This is a genomic window from Luteibacter rhizovicinus (genome assembly GCF_004342265.1).
Lineage (GTDB): Bacteria > Pseudomonadota > Gammaproteobacteria > Xanthomonadales > Rhodanobacteraceae > Luteibacter > Luteibacter rhizovicinus_B.
Genome location: NZ_SMCS01000006.1, coordinates 246379 through 270650, shown reverse-complemented (window position 1 = coordinate 270650; position 24272 = coordinate 246379). Strand labels below are relative to the sequence as shown.

Genomic DNA, 24272 nt, shown 5'->3' with positions numbered 1-24272 from the left:
GCAGGAGTTTTTACGAAAATGACCACAATCTTACGGAAACGGAAGGGCTAGCTAAGTCATATCCGTTATTACTTGCGGAATCCATACCGCATTGCGTCAAGAAAATGCGACATAGCGCAATTTATTGCGCTTGAGAATTTTCGTAGTTATAACTTGCATCGGACGCTACCGCGTCTCTTAGGGGAGTCGGCTTCGAGGGAGACCGCAAGGTTCGAAGTCGGCTGCAGGTTAATTGAACGACTGTTTTCACTTAACTGTAAGTTTGGGGAGATCATAGAATGCTTTCGAACGAATCCTTTCGGGGACGCGTATGGCGTCGCTCGGCCTTAACTTTAGCCTTGGGCGCCTGTCTCGCTGGTGCCGTCGGCCAGGCCGCCGCCCAGTCAAGCTCGGCGGGTGCGATTTTCGGTAACGTCGGTAACGCCTCTGGCGCGACCTCCGTTGTTATCGAGAACGCGAATACCGGCCTCTCGCGCACTCTTACCGTCGACAGCAATGGCCGCTATCGCGCGACGTCGCTACCCGTCGGCACGTACAAGGTGACGCTGCAGGAAAACGGTCAGCCCGTTACCACCCGCGAAAACGTCACCGTCACCATCGCCGGCGCGGCCGAAGTGTCGTTTGCGGGTACGTCCGCAGCGTCGGCACAGACGCTGGAAGGCGTATCGGTCATCGCGAATACCACGCCCTCCATCGACGTTTCGTCGGTCGATACGCGCACGGTGCTGACCGCCGAACAGCTGCAGAAAATTCCCGTCGCGCAGAACGTGGCCGCCGCCGCGCTGCTCGCACCGGGCGTCGTGGCCGGCGACAGCCGTTTCAGCGCCGCCGACGGCAAACCTCGCCTCACCATGGGCGGCTCGGGTATTTCCGAGAACGCCTATACGATCAACGGCTACAACATCACCGATCCGCTCAGCAGCGAAACATTCTTCGAACTGCCCTTCCTTGCGACCGACCAGCTCCAGGTACTGACCGGTGGTGCGGGCGCCGAGTTCGGCCATACCACGGGCGGTGTGGTCAACACCGTCGGTAAGCGCGGTACGAACGAATGGAAGGCCAGCGTTCGCGTGGACTGGATTCCCGAGTCGCTGCGCTCTTCGCCGAAGAACCTCTACAACGACAAAAACCCCGAGGACCTGGGTTTTGGAAATACCGGCGGCTTCAACCATGGCGGCGCGGGCATAACGGCACCGTTTGGCTCCGACGGCAAGCTGCGTCAGTATCGCTCCCGGACAAAGGATTCGCAGACGCTCTACAGCGCACAGCTCGGCGGACCGCTGATCAAAGATCGTTTGTTCATGTATGCAGCAGCCAGCTTCCAGCGCAACGAAGGTCAGGAAGTCAACGGCACGGCGGCATATTCGCCGAACGGGAATTTGACGGCCGCGACGGCGAACAATAAAACCGCCGGCTATCGCGATACCAGCGCGCACGCAGTGAAGTGGTACGGCAAAGTCGACTGGAACATCACGGACAACCATTTGCTCGAACTCACTGGACTTGCGGATAACACCCGCAAGAAAAACGATGTCTACGGCTGGAGTTACGCGACGCTTTCGCGCCTGGGCCGCAGCGTCGCGCAGGATACCGCGACAAAGAACAGCAATCGCCTCTACATCGCCAAGTACACCGGTTACCTCACCGACGACCTGACAGTTAACGCGTTATACGGCCGAAGCAAGACCGAAGATCCCAACCTAACCAATATTCCCGACTACCTGTTCATCCGCGCCAACAGCGACAGCCCCGTCGCAAGCCAGATGCACAATTACCAGTCGGACGCGAATCAGCGCCCGAATATCAACCAGGAAAACAAAACCAGCGGCTGGAAATTCGATATTGAATACCGCCTTGGTCAGCACGATCTTCGCGGAGGTATCGATCACCAGGTATTGCGGTCTGTTACCGGCAGCGGTAGTGCCAACATCGACAAGTACGGCGCACTTGGTGGTGAATACCTGTATCTCGCCGATCCGACCGGCGTGCATCCGCTGGGTACCCTCCAGATCTCGCGTCTTAAGAGCGGCGGCAAGTACAAGGTCGATCTGAAGTCGTACTATCTCGAAGACCATTGGCAGATCTCGGACCGCTGGCTGGCGTACGTCGGCGCGCGTAACGAATCGTTCGAAAACTACAACAGCGGCGGCCAGATCTTCATTTCGAAGAAGAACCAGTGGGCACCGCGCCTGGGTGTGAGCTGGGACGTCAATGGCGATTCGTCGCTGAAGGTCTATGCGAACGCAGGTCGCTACTTTCTGGCCCTGCCTAACGGCGTGGCGGTGCGTGGCGCGGGCGGTTCCCTCTTCACCACGGAGCAGTTCACCTTCACGGGTGTCGATCCGGCCACCGATCGTCCCATCGGTCTGACGTCGCTTGGTCCTGCCGTATCCGCCAACGGCGAATTCGGGCAGCCGCGCGATCCGCGCACCGCGCGCATTCAGGGTCTGAAATCGCACTACCAGGACGAGTACATCCTGGGCTTCGACAAGCAGCTGAACTCCGAATACACCGTCGGTGCACGCGCTATCTATCGCAATCTGAAGTCGCAGGTGGACGATACCTCCGATTCGCGCCCAGTCTGCAAATACATGGTCGCTAACTACAAAGACTTTGCGTCCGTGGCCGACTGCATCAACAACTTCTCGTACCAAGGTGTCATTTTCAACCCAGGCCATGGCGCCGAGTTCGACGTGAATGTCGCCGCCGACCCCTCTGCCCCCGCCGATCTACGCCACATCAAGCTCAGCAAAGAGGATCTCGGCATGCCGGATCCGAAGCGCAAGTATGTTTCGCTCGATTTGTATGCGGAACACGCCTTCGACGGTAAGTGGTTCGGTCGCGTCGATTACACGTGGTCGCATAGCTATGGCAATACGGAAGGCCAGGTGAAATCGGATATCGCGCAGCAGGACGTTGCGGCGTCACAGGACTGGGATTTCCCCGAGTTCATGCGGTACGCGAACGGCAGTCTGCCCAACGATCGTCGTCACCAGATCCGCGGATTCGGTTATTACCAGTTGACGGAAGACTGGATGCTCAGCGCTACGGCGACCGCGAACTCGGGTCGTCCCAAAAGCTGTGTCGGTGCATGGTTCCCCGACGCGAATGGCGTGTACACCGACCCGTCAGGCGCGTACATGCGCGCCGGTAATTCTGGCGGCGCGTATCACGTTTGCTACGGCACCCCCTCGCCCCGCGGCGCGAAAGGCAACATGCCTTGGACGTATCAGCTGGATCTTGGTGTGACGTGGAGTCCTGGTTTCGCCGATCACAAACTGGCCTTCAGCGCCAACGTCTTCAACCTGCTCAATACGATGAAGACTACGGTTTACGAAGAGCGCGCAATGGGTGGCCCGGTTCTCAGCACCGCTCAGGCGGCCACGGCCAATGGCGGCAATCCTCTGGCGGTCTACAAGCGCTCGATCGACTACTCGACCCCGCGCTACTTCCGCCTATCGGTGCAGTACGACTTCTGACCAGACTCTAGCGACACATAACAAGAGACTGCAGATCCCCAGATTCCGTTCCCGGGTAACCATACCCGGGAGCGGTTTTTTTGTTTGGGGACATGCGGTGTGAAAGCGTGCATCACACCGTACGCGTCGCCTCCACCGGTGGAACGCGCGAGGCGCGAAGCGCTGGCGCCAATACCGCGAGCTGGCCCAGCGCCAGCAGGATGAATGCCGCGATGACAATGTAGATCGCGGCGAGGCGTGCCGTCTCGAACTCCATCATCATCCAGCGATTGAGTACCAGCGCCAGCACGACGCCGCCGACGATGCCACCCACGCTGATGAGGATGTTCTCGGTCAGGAAGTACATGACGATGTCGCGACGCGTGGCGCCCAGGGCCCGCCGTATGCCGATCTGCCGGCGGCGCTGCCCGACCCAGAAGCTGGTGAGGCCGACAATACCGGCCGCCGTGACCACGAGGAGAATCGCGCTGATGCCACCCATCATCCAGGCCAGTCCCCGGTCGCCACGATAGGCCATGTCGCGTATCTGGGCGAACGTAATGACGCCGTGGGGTTCGGGAATAACGCGACGCGTGCTGTTTGCTTTGAGCGCGGTGGGTACCGTTTTCAGCAATGTCTGGAGTTGTGCCGGTTTCGCGCGGATAACGAAGAATGCCCCCGCGCTGGTAAGACGCATGGGAACGAGAATGACGTTCTTCCAGCGATCGTCTTCGCCGGCACCGGTTTCGGGCGACTGCAGGTGTTCGACAATGCCTACGATCGTGCTGGGACGGGCGTCCGACGTCCCGATATAGATCAACTTGCCCAATGCTTCCGAGTCGGGATACAGCGACTGTGCGAGCGCACGCGTGACGATGATGGTGGGCGCATCGGGAGAGCCGTTCTCTTCGAGACTGCCTATCTCGTCGCTACGGAAATTCCTTCCCGCGACAAGCTTTACGCCGAGGGTCGACAGCGCGTGATCGTCCACGAAGTACACCGCCGTACCCGAATCGAGATTTTTTTCGGTGGGCGAGCGGCGAATGCCGCTCTGCCAACCGCTGCCAATCAATGGAAAAGCGTTGGTCACGTAGGCATCGGCTACGCCGGGCAATGCACGCACAGTGGCCAGATCGGCAGCCTGCCGCGCGGGCGCGTCCGTGAGGCGACCGACCCATTTGTTGTTGACGACCATTAGTTCGCTTTCGGCGATACCGGTGGGACGCGACAGTCTCTGTATGCGGCCCTGGATGATAAACAGCGCGTTGCAAACGATGGCCAGTGTGAGCGCGATCTGCAGCGCGATCAGCAAGGTGCCGGATTTGTGGTGCCGGAGCGCGGAAAGGATCGGTTTAATCTGCATGTCGGTCGGCCCCGGTATCAGTTGGATTTCAATTGCCAGGCCGGCTGCACCTGCGACGCGCGCCATGTGGGATAGAACGCGGCGATCAGAGTACTGACCAGCGCAACGGCGACCGTCAGCAACAGCAGCGAAAGATTCATATGAGCCAGCTTTGCGATCGCGGGATCGAATACCAGTCCGATGCCCATCATCCCGACCCCGGTCAGGACGATGCCCAGCAAACCGCCGGCTAGGCCCACGGACGCCGCCTCGATAAGGAACTGCGCGTAGATGGCACGGCGCGACGCGCCGAGCGCCCTTCGTACGCCGATTTCCGGAGCGCGACGCATGAACTTCGCCAGCAGCAGTCCGATCGTATTGACCAGGCAGATCAGCAGGAACGCCGATGCGATCACGAGGCTCATGCGCGCCTCCGGCGGGACCACGCGCCTGTACGACAGCCATTCCATGACATTGCGCAGGCGAACGTTGGGGTCCCAGCGGAATCGGCCTGCACTGCGCTGCTCGTTCGAATAGTCGTGAAGAAAACGGAGATAGCGATCCGCGGATGCGACGTCGGGAAGTTCGGCCCAGAAGCTGACGAACACGCATTCGGAACGTATGAAGTTATCCCAGCCTGGCCCCGACGGCAGGTTGCACGTGTTTCCTCCCTGGGTCGGCTGCTGATCGGCGATGGACCGCGCAAACGGCATGTACAGATCGCCCAGATCGCCGAAGCCCTTCTGGACATCGAGATCGAAGAAGCGCGGTCGCGCATCCCAGCGCGCCGTGACTCCCACCACCCGAAAGTTCGTGCCGTCGAGATCGATCTCGCGGCCAACGCTGTTGACGCCACCGAACACGCGATCGTTCAGATCCTTGCCGATGACCACGACGCGGGCACGGGCCTCGTCGTCTTCGGCCGACCATGGGCCACCATAGAGGAAGGGGACATCGAACATCGGGAACATGTCGGTGAATACGGCATAGCCCCGAACGGGGTACGCCAGTTTCGAGGGATCGTCGCTGAGCACCGATACGCCGATCGGATACAACGCCGTCTGCCGCTTCGCCTGCCGCGCCTGCATCAGCGCCATCGAATCGCGCCATGTCAGCCAGCGCAACGGCTCGGCGCCCGGCGACTCGGGACCATAGTTGTCCACCTGCGCGATATAGAGTTGCGACGACTTCTGCGGAATCGGATCGCCCGACGTTGCGCGGAACACCGCGTACGTCGTCATCGATGCCGCAACGCCTACGCCGATGACGACGATCATCAGCGCGGTCAGCATGGGGTTTCGTCTCAGGCTGCGCAGGCCGAGCTGTAGGTAGTATCCAAACATATCGAAGTCGTCCCTTTTGAGCCCGTAATCAGTGACTAAGCAAGCGACGTGCCATGCGATGGAAGGCTCGCTATCCGCACCCCGGGACAGATCGCCATGTCCGCGGACAAATGCGACGCGGACATGCGGACAACCGTCGGCACAGGCGGTGCCTCCATCTCGCCGGTAAGAGAACGTTGACCATTCCGGACGAATCCCCGTAGACTGTAATGCGAATCGTTCGTATTTAAGTCCTTGATCGCCGGAAGAGATCGGGATTCCCTCCTTATCTCTACAGGGTTTCAATGCGTCTCCCTTATCGTCTAATCCCCGCGGCCTCGCTGCTGGTCGTCGCATACGCGCACGCCCAGACGGCGGCGAACCCTTCCACGTCCCTGGACACGATTACCGTTTATGGCAATGCCGACCACGGCTACGTGGGCCAGCGGGTAGGCGTCGGCGCCTTTCGCGACCAGTCGATCATGGACGTGCCGGCGACGGTCAATGTCGCCACGCGCGATCTGATCGAGACCCAGGCCGCCGTGACCCTGTACGACGTGCTGCGCAATACCGCTGGCGTGACGCGGCAGCAACTGGGTGGGGAAACGCTCGACAACCTCGCCGTTCGCGGCATGATCCTCGACAACCGGAGCAACTACCGCCTCAACGGCTCGTTGCCGCTGCTGAACCTGATGCAGCTTCCGCTGGAAGACAAGGAGCGCATCGAAGTACTGAAGGGCGTGTCCGCTCTTTATTACGGCTATACCGCGCCCGGTGGCGTGGTCAACATGGTGACGAAGCGGGCGGGCAACGCGCCGAATACCCGCGTCGGCATATCGACCGACAACAACGGCACGATCGTCGGCAACGTCGACGTGGGACGCCGTTTCGGTTCGGAACAGCAGTACGGCCTGCGCGTGAACGCGGCGGGCGGCTCGCTGCAATCGCCGGTACGCGGCATCGACGGCGAGCGAAAAATGATCAGCGCGGCGTTCGACTGGCGCGTCAACGAACGGATGAATATCCGGCTCGACGGCGAATACTTCCAGCGCACGATTGCCGAGCAAAGCGTCGTGACCTTGCCTGCCGCGAAGAACGGCGTCATCGCCATTCCGCGCGTTCCCGACCCGTCCAATCGCCTTTCTCCCGAGTGGGCGAACTTCGCGGCGCACGGAAACAATCTGCTGTTCCACACCGACTACGCGCTTAGCGACCGGTGGATCGCGACCTTCGAGGCCGGGCAAGCGAAGCTCACCCGCGACGAACGGTCGTTCACGGAGGTCAAAGGCTACGACCTTGTTACCGGCCAGGGCACCATCAGCGGCAACCGGCAGCGCGACGTTTCGTGGACGAACAGGAATCTGCGCGCCGAACTTTTCGGCAGCTTCGCCACCGGGTCCATCGGACACGAGCTGACGATCGGCGCGGCACAGACGCGCTCCGATCAAAGTCCCACGTATACCGGACTTTTTTCCGGTTCCCAGAACCTCTATAACCCCGTCGACCTGCCCTGGCTGGCCACCACCCGTACGACGTATACCGCACCGCTCGCTGCTGTCGACAAGGGTATCTATGCCACGGATCGCATCGCTCTGACGGACAAGTGGCAGGCCATTCTCGGCGCGCGATATACGAAGTACACCAGCGACCAGGGTGCCAATCACTACAAGGCAAGCAAGACGACCCCGCTTACCGCGCTTATCTACAAGTTTTCTCCGCAGCTGATGGCCTACGCCTCCTATGCGACGGGCATCGAGCAAGGCGATCGCGCACCCAACACGGCAACCAACGTCAACGAAGCGCTGCCACCCGGCATATCGAAGCAGAAAGAAGCCGGCCTTCGCTGGCAGCCGACCCAGACGACTCTCCTGTCCATTGCCGCGTTCGATATCAACCGTGCCGCCAGCTACGTCAACTCAGACAATCTGTTCGTGCAGAGCGGTCGCGAGCGTTACCGCGGCATTGAGTGGTCCGCCCAGGGACAGGTATCGCGCGACTGGTCGGTGCAGGTCTCGGGCCAGTATCTCCATGCGCGCTTCGAAAGCATCAGCGCCGAGTTGCTCGGCCGCACGCCCGAGAACACGCCGACGTACACCGGCAGCGTGTTTGCCCAGTACACGGTGCCCATGCTGCCGAAGTTGTCGCTCAATGCAGGCGTCTACTACACCGGCCGCCGTGCGGTGAACGATCTGGACCAGGGCTATCTCCCGCACTTCACGCTCATCGGTCTCGGCGGTCGTTATGTCACGACCATCGACCGGAAGAACGTTACCTGGCAGGTCAACGTCGACAACGTCATGAACAAGCGTTACTGGGCTGCGGCCGGCAACAACCGCCTCGGTATGGGCCAGCCGCGTACGGCGAAACTCAGCGTCCAGCTCGATCTATAAGGAAACATCATGTCGCGTGTCGCCAACGGGTTTCGTTCTCTTGTCTTGATTTGCGCGGTCTGTATCGCGGGGATAGCCACACCTGCGATGGCCGCGAACGCGCCGACGGTGCTGCTCGTCGTAAGAGAGGACGGCAAGAGCCTCGCTGTCGATCAGGCGATCCAGGCACACCTGGAACAACTGGGCTATCGCGTCACATTGTATGACCAGTACAAGCCTGCATCGCAGGCGAACAAAGTCGACCTCGTGGTGTTGTCTTCGACGGTGCGTTCTCGCGATCTGCTGGGTGCGTATCGCGACGTACCCGTGCCGCTGGTCACCTGGGAAAGCGATCTTCTCGACGACATGGCGATGACCGGCAAGCGTCCCGAGGTGGACTTCGGCAAAAGCGAAAAGCAGCACGCACTATGGTTCGTCAATGCACCGCATCCGCTTCAGGCGGGCCTGCACGCCGGCATCGTGAATGTCTACGTGAAGAATGCGCCCATGAACTGGGGCAAGCCCGGCCTTGGCGCAACGACGATTGCGACGCTGCCCGGCGAACCCGAGAAAGCTGCGATCTTCGGCTATGAAAAGGGCGCCACCATGGACTATGAAACCGTCGCACCCGCGCGACGGGTCATGTTTTTCCTCGACAACGAAACCTTCGGCAACCTGACGCCCGAGGGCATGCTTCTTTTCGACGCCGCCATTCGATGGGCGACGCGTCCCGAGGCGCATCCGAAGCCGTAGTGCACCCCGCCCGTTACGCGGCTCTCCCCAGTAAGTATCGAGTAAGTACCCCGGCAAAATAGTAGACGTACCTAACTACGAAGCATTGGCTATGTCTACATCGATCCGTTTCAGCCATCTGGGGCTTTTGATCCTTGCAGGCGCATTGCCTCAATTGAGTCATGCCGACGAACCGGTGCCGCTATCGCAGAAACAAAAAGAGGACGCTCCCCATTGGGGGCTGGGCGTCGGTATTGCCGCCCAGCAGCAGCCGTACCGGGGCGTCGGGAGCAAGGTCACGCCGTTCCCGCTGGTGACGTACCAGAGCAAGTGGATAAGCCTGTTCGGAAACACGCTCAGCCTGAAGGCGCCGAAGTTTTCCGACAATTTCTCGGTATCGCTGCGCGCCTCGTTCGCGCTGGGCGACGGCTATAAGGCTTCCGATTCGTCCTATCTGCAGGGCATGAGAAGGCGCAACGGAAGCATCTGGATAGGGCCGGCCGCCAACTGGCACAACGACTGGTTCGACATGGCCGTAAGCTGGAGCGCCGACGCATCCGGCGAAAGCAAAGGCCAGCAGGCGGCTGTGTCGTTCCAGAAAGATTTTACGATCTCGCCCTTGTTCCAGATCACGCCGTACCTCGGCGCGACATGGCTGGACAAGAAATACGTCGATTATTACTACGGCGTGAGACCGGAAGAAGTACGGGCCAATCGTGCGGCTTATGTGGGCGGTTCCACGGTCAACACGCGTGCCGGCGTGAGAGTGGGCTATAAACTCAGCGAACATCAGCACCTGATCTTCGACGTGGGCGCGACGATGCTAGGCTCCAAGATCAAAGACAGCCCCCTGGTCGACAGCAGTTCCGTCCCCACCGTGGCATTCGGTTATTTCTATGCATTCTGAGTAGCCGCGTCACCTATGAACCGTATTGCTCTGGTGGAAGACAACGTACGGTTAGCGGGACTGGTGCGCCTCGCGCTCTCGCGCGCAGGCGTCCAGGTCGATACGTTCTCCAGTATCGAATCCGCCTGGCGGGCGCTTGCCTCGACGCCGTACAGCGTGCTGATTCTCGACCGGGGTCTGCCCGACGGGGATGGCCTCAGTCTTGTGCGACGTCTGCGCCAGGCAGAACGCTGGATTCCATGCCTGATGCTCACCGCTCGCGATGCCCTGCACGACCGTATCGCGGGTCTGGAAGCCGGCGCCGACGACTACCTGCCCAAGCCGTTTTCCATGGAAGAACTGGTAGCTCGCGTACGCGCGTTACTTCGGCGACCGGAAACGCTCAAGAGTCTTTCTCCTACTTTCGCGGATCTGAAAATCCATCCCAATCCCGGCCTGATGATTTGCGGCGACGAGTCCGTCTCGCTGGCACCGGCGGAACTGCAGATCATGCTTTGTCTTGTGGAAGCACAGGGCGAGGCGGTGCGACGCACAAGCATCGAACACGCTGCCTGGGGTCTGGAAGATGCGGTCACGCCAAATGCGCTCGACGTAGCGCTACACCGCTTACGCAAGAAGCTCGCTGCCATCGGATGCGAGGTAGCCATTACCAATGTCAGAGGCCATGGATATGCATTACGTGAAAGCCATATGGCCTCGTAGTCTTTCGGGAAAATTACTGACGACCTCCATCGTCGCTATCGTGCTGACGGCCAGCTTGACGGTATGCACCTTGATAGCCGTGTTGCCGCTGAGCAAAAGCATGTGGGCACAAGGCGATTTGTCGCATGCCATAAGCCGGCTGGAAAATGCCATTCGCTATAGCGATGCGGGACCTCCCGTAGAGGTCATATTGACCGCCGACAAGCGGGCGATGTATTCGATCCTGCCAAGCGATCTTATCTATCAGATTCTCGATGCGGATGGGCACGTGCTGCTTGCTTCGAACGGGTCGACATCTCCCCTTGTCGCAGGGCCTTTCGACTCCGACTTCCGCTCGTTGGAAATCAGCCGCAATGGCATTCCACTGAACGTCGGTATCGGGCGGTTCCAGCATGCAGGAAAGACGTACTACATCCAGGTAACCAGCAGCCAGCGCATACGCGAAATCGCCAATGCGCGAGATGCGCGATTGATGATGAGGATCTTTCTGACCGCCGCCGTGGTCGCCATGTTGGTTTTCAGTACGGTGGTCCTGCTGACACTTCGTCGCGTGTTGAGACCCCTGCACGACGTATCGGTAGCCGCAGCGCAAATCGAACCGAGGAATCTTGCGGCACGCCTCGAGTACGCCGATCTACCCACCGATATCCATCCGTTGATAGCCGCGTTCAATTTCGCGCTTGCCCGACTGGAACACGGCTATAAAGTGCAGCAGGAGCTATTGGCGACCGTCGCTCACGAACTGAAGACGCCGCTTTCCCTGATTCGCGGCCAGATCGAACTGGAAGGACTGACCGATCGCGCCACGCTGCTTAAGGACGTCGATTTCATGAGTCGGCAGGTCCAGCAGCTGCTGCAACTCGCGGAAGTCAGCGAGTTCCAGAACTATGTACTCGAAAAGGTGAACCCCGTGGTCACCGCTCTCGAAGTCACCGACTTCCTGGCCCGATTGGCGGAACAGCGACGCGTCCTGGTCGCGGTTATCGTTCCTCTCGATCCCGTTTTTGTCCAGGCGGATCGCGGCGCGCTTTACATCCTGATCAAGAATCTCCTCGAGAACGCGATACGCCATTCGCCTCCGGGTAGTCACGTCGCCATCGCATTCACGGACGGCTATCTTTCTGTCAAGGACGACGGGAACGGCATTCCCGAGGAAGACCTTCCGAAACTCTTTTCGAGGTTCTGGCGTGGAGCGGGAAGTCAGGAAGGCGCCGGACTGGGACTTTCGATCTGCCGGGAAATTGCGCTCGCGCATGGCTGGACGATCGCGGCGGTCAATACGTCGCCGGGGGCGGAATTCTCGGTGGCTTTCGAAAGCAATGACTACGTACTTCCGAGCGTGGCAACTTGAGATAGCAACGACGTGAGTTCGACTCAGAACAACTCGCCCTGCGGAGATGTGACACGCGGAGCGACGAAGCGTGATGTATCCAGCACCAGCTCGCGCGCACGCGTGAGTCCGAATCGCCTTGACGCAATCTCGAAGCGCTTCTTCAACAGATCGGCAAAGATGCCTTGACCGCGCATGCGCGTGGCAAAGTTGGAGTCGTAGTCGCGACCGCCGTTCATCTGTTGAACCAGACTCATCACATGTGCCGCGCGGTCCGGTACGTGGACATCCAGCCACTCGCGGAACAAGCCTTTGAGTTCGTGCGGAAGACGTAACACCGTGTAACCGGCCGATCGCGCACCTGCGGCGGCGGCCTGTTCGAGGATGGCTTCCATGTCGCGTTCGTTCAACGCCGGAATGATCGGCGCCACGAGCACGCCGACGGGAACGCCGGCTTCGGCAAGTGTCGCTACCGCTTTCATCCGCCGATGCGGCGCACTGGCGCGCGGTTCAAGACGTGCTGCCAGTTTGTTGTCGAGCGAGTTGATCGATACGAAGACCTGCACGAGATTCTGCTCCGCCATCGGGACCAGCAGGTCGAGATCGCGCTCGACCATCGCGTTCTTCGTGACGATGGTGCAAGGGTGCTTGCAATCGTGCAGCAGTTGTAGCGCCGCGCGAGTCAGCCGCCAGTGCTTTTCGACGGGCTGGTAGGGATCGGTGTTGCTTCCGATGTTGATCGGCTTGCACGTGTACGACGGCTTCGTCAGTTCGCCGCGAAGCACCTCCGCCAGATTCGTCTTGGCGTAGATCTTCGTTTCGAAATCCAGGCCAGGCGACAGATTGAGATATGCGTGCGACGGGCGCGCGAAGCAATAGATACACCCATGCTCGCAACCGCGATACGGATTCAGCGCCTGATCGAAATAGATATCCGGCGAATCGTTCCGCGTGATGACGCTACGTGCCCGCTCTTCGCGCACACTGGTCTCGACACGAACGGGCTCTTCTACTTCCTGCAACCAGCCATCGTCTTCGGCCTGGTGCCGGGTGCGCTCGAAGCGGCCTTCGGGGTTGGAGGCGGCGCCGCGTCCTTTCAGGGCGCGCGTTGTGGGTAGGGGCTCGGACATGGCACAAGCTTATCCAGCCGGTGTCTCACGGTTGGCGACACGTTCCACGGTACCGGCGGTCCTGAGCTTTTGCAGCGCATCCAGTTCGGCGACGAACTGGCGTAAGCTTTGTGCCGTCTGGGCGGCGACTTCGGCGATGCCACGGACGGCTTCGAGGCGTATCTCTATCGCTTTGTCGAGGTCGCTTACGGGGACCGTGTGGGTGATAGGGGAGTGACGCAAGAGCTTATTTCGATGGTTCAAGGCGGCATCCTGTTCCGTGGATGACCGCCACCCGCAATGCGGGTGGCGGACGTGCCGAGGTAGGAAACCGGTTATACCATTCGGCCGAGCTTGCGCTCGCCCGGCACGCCCGCCGTAAAAGGGCGAGTCGTAAGGTAATGCAACGCCGGGAAGCGACGTTTGAGACGACACTTCCCGGCGCTAACCGTATAACGCAGGTTCCTACACCCGGTCGCCGCAAGTTGCGACGACCCGTGAATAATCACGGTGCCGCTTCCGAGGGTCAACCGCCGGACGTAATTCCGTCGCAATTTTCAGATTAGTCTGAGCAAGCCACTAGTTTTTGTCTTTTGCCTCTCGGCTCTCCTGGCTCTCTGTGGGAGCGCGCCTGCGCGCGAAAGCCGACGGAGCGACGATGCTGTGGGTGGCATCCGTAGCCAGAAGATAGGGCTCGCGGATGTGAGTATCCGGCGTCCTCGCCCTGTTGGCTTTCGCGCGCAGGCGCGCTCCCACAGAGAGCAGAGAGCAGAGAGCCGAAAGCCGGGCGCCATCGAAAAGTCGTCCCGTCGGTCACAAATCCGTTCCTTCGTTCGTCTACCCAGTGACACCAAGTCAAACCCCACTGGAGAAGACCATGCAAGCACGACAGAAAAACCCCGCCGTCGCCATTCCCGATGCCATGAAAGCCCTTATGGCGTTAACTGCCGTCACGCGCTCCCACGGAAGTGTCCCGGGTACGACGCTGGACCTGATCGAACTACGCGCCAGTCAGATCAACGGCTGCGGCGTCTGTGTCCACATGCATTCGCGCATGGCCCGCAAAGCGGGGGAGACGGACGACCGACTTTTCTCGTTGGCGGGATGGCGCGACACGCCGTATTTCAACGACGCGGAACGCGCGGCCCTGGCCCTGACCGAAGCCGTGACGCGGATCAACGACCGTCCGGACGCCGTATCCGACGACATCTGGAACGAAGCGACCCGTCATTACGACGAGGCGGCGCTGTCCGTGCTGTTGCTCGCCATCGCCAATATCAACGTCTGGAACCGGCTGAACGTCGCGACGCGTCAGGTCGCCAGTTCGTGGCTGCCGTGATGGCATAAAGAAAAACCCCCGCGACGGGTGTCGCGGGGGTCCGGTTCTGCTTACGTCCATCGGCGATGCTTACTGATCGATCGGAACGTCCTTGGTTTCGCGAACGAAGAACAGACCGATTACGAAGGTCATCAACGCGACGGCGATCGGATACCAAAGGCCGTAGTAGATGTCGCCCTTCCATGCCACCAGCATGAAGCCGATCGTCGGCACGAAGCCACCGAACCAGCCGTTGCCGATGTGATACGGAAGACTCATCGATGTATAGCGGATGCGCGTGGGGAACATTTCCACGAGCCATGCCGCGATCGGCCCGTACACCATCGTCACATAGATCACGAGTAGGGCCAGCAACAGCACCAGCATCGGATAGTTCGACTGCGCGGGATCGGCTTTCTCCGGATAGCCGGCCGTTTTCAGCTGTGCGCCGACCTTCGCTGTGAAGTCCTTGTTCTGCGCCGTGAACGTTGCCTTGTCGAGGCTGGCACCTTCGAACGAACCGATGACATCGCTGCCAATGGTGACCGTCGCCACCGTGCCGGCCGGTGCATCGATATTCGAGTATGGGATGCCTTTCTTGGCAAGCACGCTCTTGGCCACGTCGCACGAACTGGTGAAGGTCTTCTTGCCGACCGGATCGAACTGGAAGCTGCATGCGTTCGGATCGGCGGTGACCTTGACGGGTGCCGCTGCCGCTGCCGATTCGATGGCCGGGTTGCCGTAGTGCGTCAGTCCTTTGAAGATCGGGAAGTACGTGGCCGCGGCAATCAGGCAGCCCGCGAGCACGACGGTCTTGCGACCGATCCGGTCCGACAGCCAGCCGAAGAACACGAAGAACGGCGTGCCTATCAACAGCGCTCCGGCAATCAACAGATTCGCCGTGGTGCCGTCGACTTTCAGGCTTTGCGTCAGGAAGTACAGCGAGTAGAACTGGCCCGTGTACCAGACGACTGCCTGGCCCGCGGTGGCGCCGAACAGCGCGAGGATCACCAGCTTCAGGTTTTTCCACTGCCCGAATGCTTCGGTCAGCGGCGCCTTGGAGCCCTTGCCCTCGGCTTTCATCTGCTGGAATACCGGCGACTCCTGCAACTGCATGCGGATATACACCGAGACGCCGACGAGCACAGCCGAGACCAGGAATGGAATGCGCCAGCCCCAGGCCTCGAACGATTCGGTACCCAGGCCCAGACGCGTGCCGAGAATGACCAGCAGCGAAAGGAACAGGCCGAAGGTCGCCGTGATCTGGATGAAGCTCGTATACAGGCCGCGTTTGCCTTGCGGTGCGTGCTCGGCCACATAGGTCGCCGCGCCGCCGTATTCGCCGCCGAGTGCCAGGCCTTGCAACAGTCTCAACAGGATCAACAGCACGGGAGCGGCCATGCCGATCTGGTTGTAACTGGGCAGTACGCCGACGAGGAAGGTCGACGTACCCATGATGACGATGGTGATGAGGAAGGTGTACTTGCGGCCGATCAGGTCACCGATACGGCCGAAGACAATGGCCCCGAAGGGACGCACCGCGAAACCGGCGGCGAAAGCGAGCAGCGCGAAGATGAACTGGCTCGTTTCGTTCAGACCGGTGAAGAACTGCTTGCCGATCAGGGCAGCCAGTGAGCCATACAGATAGAAGTCGTACCATTCGAAAACGGTGCCAAGGCTGGACGCGAAGACAACGCGTTTATGACTGGTGCCGATGCTGCCCGATCTGGGCAAGCTGCTCACGTTGGCCATCTTTTTCCCCTCGATCAGAACTTGTAGTTGCCGTTGAGGGTAAATTCGTTACCCGATGTCTTGACGCGATTCACACCGTTGGTTGTGGAATCGAGATTCGCGCGGATCCACTCCACACTCAGGTCGTAGGCTCCGGCGGAGTACTGCAGGCTAAGCGCCGATTGACGGTTCTTGAGCAGACCCGTCGATCCGCGGCCCATCCAGCGAACCACGTCGTTCTTGTCCGGCTTGCTCTGCGAATAGAACGCATAGGCGCTCCAGTGCGGCGTGAACTTGTAGCCCGCCTGCAGATAACCGCCCGTGTCCTTGATGTCGCCGAACTGCGACAGATCGCCGAATATCTGGCCGATGGCATTGCCCGTATAGGCCAGTCCCTTGAACACCCATGAGCCCGGCGACCACATGCCGCCGAGTTCGTATGCGGTGCTCTTGATGTTGCTCTGGATCGGCGTGAGCGCGGTGCCGTCGACACCGTGCAGATCGACCTTGCTGTAATGCGCGGCGAAGAAGGCGAGCCAGGTCTTGTCCTGCACGCGCAGACGCGCTTCGAGCTGCGGCTTGAAGCCCGCGTTGCCGGCTGTCAGGTAGTTGACGTTGCCGGTGGGATAGGTCGCCGCGTCGCCGTTGTTCCAGTTGCCCTCGAACGCACCAAGGTCGAGGCGCCACTTCGCGCCTTCGCTGTTGTGATTCAGCTCCTGCATCCAGACCACGCCCGGGAAGCGCCAACCGATCATGCCGGTGCCGTAACCCAGCGGAAATGCGATGTGCGAGAGCGACTGGGGAATGATGTCCAGCGGGAACATCAGCTCCCACTGCTGACCGATACGGATCGTCGTTCCCGTCTCGGGGTTGGCGATGTCCATATAGGCCTGGCGCAGCCGCGGCGTCGGCTGCTGCTGGCTATACGGACCCGTGCCGTTGAAGCCGCCGAAGAAGTCCATTTCGATACGGCCGCCGCCGGTCCAGTCGCCGGCGAACTTGGCGCCGCTGAAGTCGAGCCAGAAACGCGTATTGCGTACGTCCACGCCACTCAGGGTGCCGTCGCTGTGAGCGGCGGTCCTCGGAAGCGGGTACTCGGCATTCTGGCCGTTACCGAAGGTGTAGCTCCGGCTCTGGCTGAACGCGCTGGCGTTGACGAAGCCGTGCAACGCGACCGAAACGCCGGGCGCCGTGGAAAACACGGGCTTCGGCAACGGCTGCGCGGCCACCGTGGCGACCTTGGTTTCGGTCTGCTGTGCCTGCGTCTGCGCGGCTTGCGCCGTCGCCGTGGCCTGCGCGGTGGCGGTCTTCTGTTCCTGGATCATCGCTTTCAGCTCGGCGAGTTGCTGCTCGAGCTGATTGACGCGCGATTCCAGTTGCTGTTCGCGGGTCGTGGTAGTGGATTTGCTCTTTTGCGCATGCGCCGCCATCGGCAGCATCAGTGCACAGGCAATGCTCAAAGCGATAGCCTTACGGCTCCCGACACGGATCGTATTCATTATGGCCTCCCCAACCATTGGCGAGCTGAGCATGACCATGCAGGACAGCCCAGACCATTCGCCAAAGGTCGAACCTCGACCAAAGTCGTAGGGCGACGCGCCCTAGGAAACACGCCGCGACGCTACACTGCCGCATTGCCGCATAAATCAAACCAGACCTTAGATTTCGCAGGAGCACGCATGTCCGAGAAGCACCCGGTCGACCCCGCCTTCGCAGCCAGGGCCCATATCCGCAAAGACGACTACGAGCGCATGTACGCCGAGTCGGTCGGCAATCCGGAAGGCTTCTGGAAAGAGGCGTCGAAACGGCTGGACTGGATCGTTCCTCCCAGCAAGATCAAGGACGTCTCGTTCGCCGCCGACGACCTGCATATCCGCTGGTACGAAGACGGCGTCCTGAACGTGTCGGCGAACTGCCTCGACCGCCACCTGGAAAAGCGTGGCGACAAGACCGCGATCATTTTCGAGGGCGACGATCCGGGCGAATCGCGCCACATCTCGTACCGGGAACTGCATGGCGAAGTCTGCAAGTTCGCGAATACGCTGAAGAATCTTGGTGTCGTGAAAGGCGATCGCGTCATCGTCTATCTTCCGATGATTCCGGAAGCGGCCGTGGCCATGCTGGCCTGCGCGCGCATCGGTGCCATCCATTCGGTCGTTTTCGGCGGCTTCTCGCCCGATTCGCTGGCCGGCCGCATCGCCGATTCCGCGGCCAAGCTGGTCATCACGGCGGACGAAGGTTGTCGCGGCGGCAAGAAGATTCCGCTGAAGGCGAATGTCGACGAATCGCTGACCCGCGCCGGCACGAACAGCGTGGAAACCGTGGTGGTGGTGCGCCGTACGGGCGGCGCCATTCCCATGCAGTCGCCGCGCGATCGCTGGTACCACACGTTGATGGAAGGGCAGTCCGCCGAGTGCGCGCCCGAACCGATGAACGCCGAAGATCCGCTGTTCACGCTGTACACGTCCGGCTCCACCGGCAAACCCAAGGGCGTGTTGCACACCAGCGGCGGCTACCTCGTTTATACGAGCATGACCCACGAACTGATTTTCGATGTGCGCGAGGACGATGTGTACTGGTGCACCGCCGACGTCGGCTGGATCACCGGCCATAGCTACGTCGTCTACGGTCCGCTGGCGAACGGCGCCACCGTCGTGATGTTCGACGGCGTACCCAACTATCCGGACTTCAGTCGCTTCTGGCAGGTGGTCGACAAGCACAAAGTGACGCTGTTCTATACCGCACCCACGGCTATCCGCGCGCTGATGCGCGAAGGCGAAGAGCCGGTAAAGAAAACCTCGCGCGCCTCGCTGCGTCTGCTGGGCACGGTCGGCGAGCCGATCAATCCGGAAGCCTGGAACTGGTACTGGCGCGTGGTGGGCGGCGAGCGTTGCCCGATTGTCGATACCTGGTGGCAAACCGAAACCGGCGGCATTTTGATCACGCCGTTACCGGGCGCCATCGATACGAAGCCCGGCTCGGCAACGCTGCCGTTCTTCGGCATCACGCCGGCCATTGTCGATACCGAGGGCAAGGTGCAGGAAGGCCCGTGCAGCGGCAACCTGGTCATCACCGATTCCTGGCCGGGCCAGATGCGTACCGTGTACGGCGATCACGCACGTTTTATCGAAACCTATTTCAAGACCTATCCCGGTAGCTATTTCACCGGCGACGGCGCACGACGCGACGAAGACGGTTACTACTGGATCACCGGCCGCGTCGACGATGTCATCAACGTGTCGGGGCATCGCATCGGTACCGCCGAAGTGGAAAGTGCGCTCGTGGCGCATCCCAAGGTGGCCGAGGCGGCCGTGGTCGGTTGCGTGCACGAGATCAAGGGCCAGGGCATCTATGCGTTCGTCACGCTGACCGCCGGCGTCGTCGGCGACGATGCGCTGCGCAAGGAACTGATCGCAGGCGTCCGCAAGGAAATCGGTCCCATCGCGGCACCCGATTATCTGCAGTGGGCGCCGGGTCTGCCGAAGACGCGCTCGGGCAAGATCATGCGCCGCATCCTGCGCAAGATCGCCGAGAACCAACCCGATCAGCTGGGCGACATCTCGACGTTGGCCGATCCGTCGGTAGTAAAGAACCTCGTTGACGAACGCCTGATCAAATAGTGGTTTAACTGCGATAGCGGGTGCCATCCCGCTATCGCAGTTCAGATAACGGAAGTATCGAGCCATGCCCGACGTACTGATTGCCGACGACCATCCGCTGTTCCGCGACGCGCTACAGCGCGCCGTACTTGCGGCACTGCCCGGCGCGACGGTGCACACGGCCGACAGCGTAAACACGCTGCTGGCCTTGGTGGAAGCACAACCCGAAGCCGATCTCCTGCTGATGGATCTGCACATGCCCGGCGCACGCGGGTATTCGGCGCTTGCGCATATCCGCGGCCAGTATCCGGGCCTGCCAACCATCGTCGTATCGGGCCATGAAGAAGCGCAGGTCGCGCGGCGCGCACTTGCACACGGCGCATCCGGTTACATTCCGAAGTCGGCGGCGGTGGAAGATATCGTCGAAGCCGTACGCGCCGTACTCGATGGCGATGTCTGGTTGCCGCATCAAATGGTTGGCGGCAGCGTGGAACTGGTTGCCGACGAAGCCGACGTCGCCGCTCGCGTGGCTTCGCTCACGCCGCAGCAATTCCGCGTGCTGAACATGATCGCGGAAGGTCTTCTGAACAAACAGATCGCCTACGACCTCGGCGTGTCCGAAGCTACGGTGAAAGCACACATGACGGCGATCATGCGCAAGCTCGGCGTATCGAATCGCACGCAGGTCGCTCTGGCCGCCAGTCATCTGGACGTGGAAAAAGAAACCCTTCCCAGCATCGCGCCTGCTTCCGATTAATCAGGCCGCCGTGGTTCCCGCTCGCTTCGCCAGCGCCACCAGCAACGCACGCAGCGCCGCCGGTCGAACCGGTTTGTGCAGCAACGGATAGCCCAACGCCCGCGCACGCTGCTTGAGTTCCGTGCTTCCGTCCGCCGTGACCATCGCCGCGGGTGGTAGCAGGACGACGCGGGTACTCAGGTATTGCAGGGCCTCCAGACCATCCATGCCTTCGCCAAGATGATAGTCGGCGAGGATGAGATCGACCGTGGTTTCCGACAGCACGAGAAGCGCATCGTCGACCGTCAGCGCCACGCGGCAATCCACGCCCCAACGTCCGAGCAGTGCTTTCATGCCTTCCAGAATCGATTCGTCGTTATCGAGGCAGAGCACCGTTAACGGCAGTTGTTCGCCGCCCGGTCGCGCCATCGGTTGAACGCGCTTGCGTGCGACGGTCGCCGTGCGCGGCACCGTAATACTGAAGCAGCTCCCACGGCCCACGCGCGAACGCAGGTCGAGGCGATGTCCGAGAATGCCAGCGAGACGTTCGCAGATCGACAAGCCCAGTCCCAGACCTTTTTCTCCCCAGGGAGAAGGGCGTTCCAGACGTTGGAATTCTCCGAAGATGCGCGCCTGCTGCTCGGCGGCGATACCCGGACCGCTATCCCATACTTCGATGCGAAGGCTGTCGCCGATGCGACGTACGCCGAGCAGTACGCCGCCAGAACGGGTATAGCGCAGGGCGTTGGAGAGGAAATTCTGCACGATACGGCGCAACAACTGCGCATCGGTGCGTACCGATAATCCGCAAGGTACGACACGTAACGAGAGACCGCGCTGCTCCGCGACCACCGCGAATTGCTGCTTGAGCGAATCGAAAAGATCCGCAAGCGCGAAAGGCACGATTTCCGGCCGATAGCTGCCGGCGTCGAGGCGGGATACGTCGAGTAGTGCGTCCAGCAGATCTTCCGCCGCACGGAACGACGCGTCGATGCGTTCGGCGAGCTGCGCAGCATCGGCGTCCAATCCCGGATGCTGTCGTAGTGCGGACGTGAAGAGTCGTGCCGCATTCAGCGGTTGCAGAAGATCGTGGCTGGCCGCGGCAAGGAAGCGCGTCTTCGATACGTTGGCGGCTTCCGCTTCGCGTCGCGCGAGTGCGGTGGCGCTAAGTGCTTCGGACAGTTCCGCGGTACGAACCTCCACGCGCTGCTCGAGCGTTTCATTCGCTTCGATCAGCGCCTGCTCGGCGTGCTTGTATGCAGTGACGTCGGTGAATGTCGTGACGAAGCCGCCGCCTGGCAAGGCGCGTCCACGCATTTCGATGACGGTGCCGTCGGGTCGTATGCGCTGGAACAGGTGAGGCGAGCCGGCGCGCATGTAACCGATGCGTTTGGCGACATGTTGATCGACTTCGCCCGGACCGCACTCGCCGTGTTCGGCGTTCCAGCGGATGAGATCGCCAACGGGAAGACCGACGTAAACCATGCCCTCGGGATAATCGAACAGTTCCAGATATCGCCGGTTCCACGCGACGAGCCGCATTTCCGCATCCACGACGCTGATGCCTTGCGATACGTTTTCGAGCGTGGTGGAAAGCAGCTCGCGATTGAACCTCAGTTCCTGCGACGCTTCGTCCATCAGCGCCATGGCTTCGGCGATATCCAGGCCGGTGCCGGACAACGCACCCATCAGCATGCGTCGTGCGCTCGCCGCGCCGACGGCGCTGGCGAGCAGACGTTCGGTGAACTGGATCAGGGAACGATCCGCGGCGTCCGTCGGTTGCAGCGCGCCGCCGTTACGCTGACCGTATTCGGCGAACGCTTTTACCGTGACGCGTTCGCCGACGATACGACCAGCGATCGTGCCCAGGTCGCGCACCGTGACCCGACCGCGCCAGTCGCCCGCACCGGATGCGATACGTACATAAGGATCGACGAATAGCGCGGCATGCAGGCGTTCGGCGACGCTCGGACGAAAACGCAGAGAGATAAAGATCAGACTGGCGACGTTTATCAGCAACGACCAGAACGTGCCATGCGTGACCGGGTCCCACCCGCTCAGGTGAAACAGTTCCTGCGGTTTCAGCCACGAGATATCGAACGGTCCGTCGTTCATCCAGTGGGCTGGCAACCAGCCTGAGCGCGTCATGGCGGGCAGCAATAAGGTGTAGGCCCAGCACAGGAATCCCGCGAGAAGACCGACATACACGCCAACGCGACTGGCACCGCGCCAGTACAACGCGGAGACGATGGCGGGTGCGAACTGTGCGACGGCGGCGAACGCGAGCAGGCCGGTCGCGGCAAGATTTTCCGCATCGGCGATGATGCGGTAGTACGCATATGCCATGGCGGCAAGCGCGACGATAGCGACGCGCCGGACACGAAGCACGATATGCGACACATCGCTGCGCTGTTCGAGATTCAGCGAACGAATGCGTAGCAACGCCGGCATCACCAGATCGTTGCTGATCATGGTGGAAAGCGCCACGGCCGCCACGATGACCATGCCCGTGGCCGCCGAGAAACCGCCGACGAATGCGAGGAGGGCAACGCTGCTGTCGCCATGCGCCAGGGGAAGATTCAATACCCACGCATCCGCGGCACCGTTGCGTACCGAGGCGATGTTCATGCCCGCGCCAACGATGGGAAGCACCGCGAGCATGACCAGGATCATGTAGATCGGGAACAGCCAGCGCGCCTTGCGCAGATCGCGCGGGTCTTCGCATTCGACGACACCGATCTGGAACTGGCGTGGCAGACAGAACATCGCACAGAACGCGAGCAACGTCTGTGCGACGAAGCCCGGTGGAAAGCCACCGTGCTCAAGCTGCATGACGGGCTCGCGCAACGTCGCTTCCAGACCGGGGCCCTTGATGAAGGCGTAGACACCGATGGCGACGAACGCAAGCAGCTTGATCAACGACTCAAGCGCGACCGCGAGCATCATGCCGTGGTGGTGTTCCGTCGCGTCGATGGTACGCGTACCGAACAGGATCGCGAACACGGCGAGCAGCGTCGCGCACCACAATGCGGTATCGCTCAGCCACCACGAAGGCTTGCCGGCACCCATGTCGCCGAGGACGGCGAAGGACATCGCAACCGCCTTGAACTGCAGCGCGATATAGGGAATGACGGCGAGTACGGCAATGATCGCCACCAGCGCGGCAAGGCCATGCGACTTGCCGAAGCGTGCCGCGATGAAGTCGGCGATGGATGTGATGTTGCGTTGCCGGGCGACAAGGACGAGCCGCTCGATCAGGCCGAATCCCAGGACAAACAGAAGCAGGGGACCGAGATAGATCGGTATGTAGGCAAGGCCGTCGCGAGCAGCGGTGCCGACGGCGCCGTAGAAAGTCCACGACGAACAATAAACCGCCAGCGCCAGGCTGTAGACCACCGGTCGCAGGTGCGGCTTGCTGGGATACAGAGGCCGGCGGTCGCCCGCATACGCGACACAGAACAGCAGGCCCACGTAGACGAGCGATACCAGCAGCAGTAGCCAGCCTGCAATCAAGGTTGGTGCTCCCCGAGATTCACCGCGTCCATTCTAGTGCTTTCGCGGCGAGCCTTGCCCGGCGACGCCGGGCGCTGCACCATCGCCGGATGAATTCCAAGGAT

At 61.0% G+C, this 24272-nt stretch carries 16 protein-coding genes; 9 read left to right on the top strand and 7 right to left on the bottom strand.

Features of this window, described 5'->3' with window-relative positions:
- The first annotated feature begins 338 nt into the window (after positions 1-338).
- Positions 339-3479, top strand: a complete 3141-nt coding sequence (locus EC912_RS15550) for a TonB-dependent receptor (protein WP_165973630.1) — start codon at positions 339-341, stop codon at positions 3477-3479.
- Positions 3480-3591: 112 nt separating this feature from the next.
- On the opposite strand, the gene EC912_RS15545 is transcribed toward EC912_RS15550, so the two are convergent.
- Positions 3592-4821: an ABC transporter permease gene (locus tag EC912_RS15545; protein WP_132145686.1), complete on the bottom strand. Its 1230-nt coding sequence runs from the start codon at positions 4819-4821 to the stop codon at positions 3592-3594.
- A gap of 17 nt (positions 4822-4838) precedes the next feature.
- The gene (locus EC912_RS15540) at positions 4839-6143 is read right to left on the bottom strand and encodes an ABC transporter permease (RefSeq protein WP_132145684.1); all 1305 of its coding nucleotides are present in this window, start codon (positions 6141-6143) and stop codon (positions 4839-4841) included.
- A 284-nt stretch (positions 6144-6427) separates the two neighbouring features.
- Between EC912_RS15540 and EC912_RS15535 the strand changes: the two genes are divergently transcribed.
- From EC912_RS15535 to EC912_RS15515, 5 genes are all read left to right on the top strand, one after another.
- Positions 6428-8512, top strand: coding sequence for a TonB-dependent siderophore receptor (locus tag EC912_RS15535; RefSeq protein WP_132145682.1), 2085 nt, complete (start codon positions 6428-6430; stop codon positions 8510-8512).
- A gap of 9 nt (positions 8513-8521) precedes the next feature.
- Positions 8522-9244: a hypothetical protein gene (locus tag EC912_RS15530; RefSeq protein WP_132145680.1), complete on the top strand. Its 723-nt coding sequence runs from the start codon at positions 8522-8524 to the stop codon at positions 9242-9244.
- A gap of 91 nt (positions 9245-9335) precedes the next feature.
- Entirely contained in the window at positions 9336-10130 is a 795-nt protein-coding gene (locus tag EC912_RS15525) for a MipA/OmpV family protein (protein WP_132145678.1), read from the top strand.
- Positions 10131-10145: 15 nt separating this feature from the next.
- Positions 10146-10832: a response regulator transcription factor gene (locus EC912_RS15520; protein WP_132145676.1), complete on the top strand. Its 687-nt coding sequence runs from the start codon at positions 10146-10148 to the stop codon at positions 10830-10832.
- Positions 10810-12183: a sensor histidine kinase gene (locus EC912_RS15515; protein ID WP_165973629.1), complete on the top strand. Its 1374-nt coding sequence runs from the start codon at positions 10810-10812 to the stop codon at positions 12181-12183. The genes EC912_RS15520 and EC912_RS15515 overlap by 23 nt, the downstream gene beginning before the upstream one ends.
- Positions 12184-12206: 23 nt before the next feature.
- Here the strand turns inward: EC912_RS15515 and EC912_RS15510 are convergent, their stop codons facing one another.
- Both EC912_RS15510 and EC912_RS15505 read right to left on the bottom strand, forming a co-directional pair.
- The gene (locus EC912_RS15510) at positions 12207-13292 is read right to left on the bottom strand and encodes a PA0069 family radical SAM protein (RefSeq protein ID WP_132145672.1); all 1086 of its coding nucleotides are present in this window, start codon (positions 13290-13292) and stop codon (positions 12207-12209) included.
- A gap of 9 nt (positions 13293-13301) precedes the next feature.
- Positions 13302-13514: a hypothetical protein gene (locus EC912_RS15505; RefSeq protein ID WP_132145670.1), complete on the bottom strand. Its 213-nt coding sequence runs from the start codon at positions 13512-13514 to the stop codon at positions 13302-13304.
- A 634-nt stretch (positions 13515-14148) separates the two neighbouring features.
- Between EC912_RS15505 and EC912_RS15500 the strand changes: the two genes are divergently transcribed.
- On the top strand, positions 14149-14610 hold the full coding sequence (locus EC912_RS15500; protein ID WP_132145668.1) for a carboxymuconolactone decarboxylase family protein: 462 nt from the start codon (positions 14149-14151) through the stop codon (positions 14608-14610).
- Positions 14611-14679: 69 nt separating this feature from the next.
- Here the strand turns inward: EC912_RS15500 and EC912_RS15495 are convergent, their stop codons facing one another.
- Together EC912_RS15495 and EC912_RS15490 are read right to left on the bottom strand one after the other, a co-directional pair.
- A complete protein-coding gene (locus EC912_RS15495) occupies positions 14680-16341 on the bottom strand; it encodes an MFS transporter (RefSeq protein ID WP_132145666.1) in 1662 nt (553 codons plus the stop codon).
- Positions 16342-16355: 14 nt separating this feature from the next.
- Positions 16356-17819 carry a hypothetical protein gene (locus EC912_RS15490; protein ID WP_243649308.1) on the bottom strand — a complete coding sequence of 488 codons (1464 nt, stop codon included), beginning with the start codon at positions 17817-17819 and terminating at the stop codon, positions 16356-16358.
- Between the two features lie 180 nt (positions 17820-17999).
- Between EC912_RS15490 and acs the strand changes: the two genes are divergently transcribed.
- Positions 18000-19940, top strand: a complete 1941-nt coding sequence (gene acs / locus EC912_RS15485; RefSeq protein WP_132145664.1) for an acetate--CoA ligase — start codon at positions 18000-18002, stop codon at positions 19938-19940.
- Between the two features lie 64 nt (positions 19941-20004).
- Positions 20005-20676, top strand: coding sequence for a response regulator transcription factor (locus EC912_RS15480; protein ID WP_132145662.1), 672 nt, complete (start codon positions 20005-20007; stop codon positions 20674-20676).
- Here EC912_RS15480 and EC912_RS15475 read toward each other — a convergent pair whose 3' ends face one another.
- Positions 20677-24168, bottom strand: a complete 3492-nt coding sequence (locus EC912_RS15475) for a hybrid sensor histidine kinase/response regulator (RefSeq protein WP_132145660.1) — start codon at positions 24166-24168, stop codon at positions 20677-20679.
- Positions 24169-24272: the final 104 nt, after the last annotated feature.

Bases quoted from the DNA above. Each gene is read 5' to 3' on its own strand.
- EC912_RS15545 (WP_132145686.1), bottom strand. From the start codon at position 4,821: ATGCAGATTAAACCGATCCTTTCCGCGCTCCGGCACCACAAATCCGGC.
- EC912_RS15540 (WP_132145684.1), bottom strand. From the start codon at position 6,143: ATGTTTGGATACTACCTACAGCTCGGCCTGCGCAGCCTGAGACGAAAC.
- EC912_RS15535 (WP_132145682.1), top strand. From the start codon at position 6,428: ATGCGTCTCCCTTATCGTCTAATCCCCGCGGCCTCGCTGCTGGTCGTC.
- EC912_RS15530 (WP_132145680.1), top strand. From the start codon at position 8,522: ATGTCGCGTGTCGCCAACGGGTTTCGTTCTCTTGTCTTGATTTGCGCG.
- EC912_RS15525 (WP_132145678.1), top strand. From the start codon at position 9,336: ATGTCTACATCGATCCGTTTCAGCCATCTGGGGCTTTTGATCCTTGCA.
- EC912_RS15520 (WP_132145676.1), top strand. From the start codon at position 10,146: ATGAACCGTATTGCTCTGGTGGAAGACAACGTACGGTTAGCGGGACTG.
- EC912_RS15510 (WP_132145672.1), bottom strand. From the start codon at position 13,292: ATGTCCGAGCCCCTACCCACAACGCGCGCCCTGAAAGGACGCGGCGCC.
- EC912_RS15500 (WP_132145668.1), top strand. From the start codon at position 14,149: ATGCAAGCACGACAGAAAAACCCCGCCGTCGCCATTCCCGATGCCATG.
- EC912_RS15495 (WP_132145666.1), bottom strand. From the start codon at position 16,341: ATGGCCAACGTGAGCAGCTTGCCCAGATCGGGCAGCATCGGCACCAGT.
- EC912_RS15490 (WP_243649308.1), bottom strand. From the start codon at position 17,819: ATGAATACGATCCGTGTCGGGAGCCGTAAGGCTATCGCTTTGAGCATT.
- acs (WP_132145664.1), top strand. From the start codon at position 18,000: ATGTCCGAGAAGCACCCGGTCGACCCCGCCTTCGCAGCCAGGGCCCAT.
- EC912_RS15480 (WP_132145662.1), top strand. From the start codon at position 20,005: ATGCCCGACGTACTGATTGCCGACGACCATCCGCTGTTCCGCGACGCG.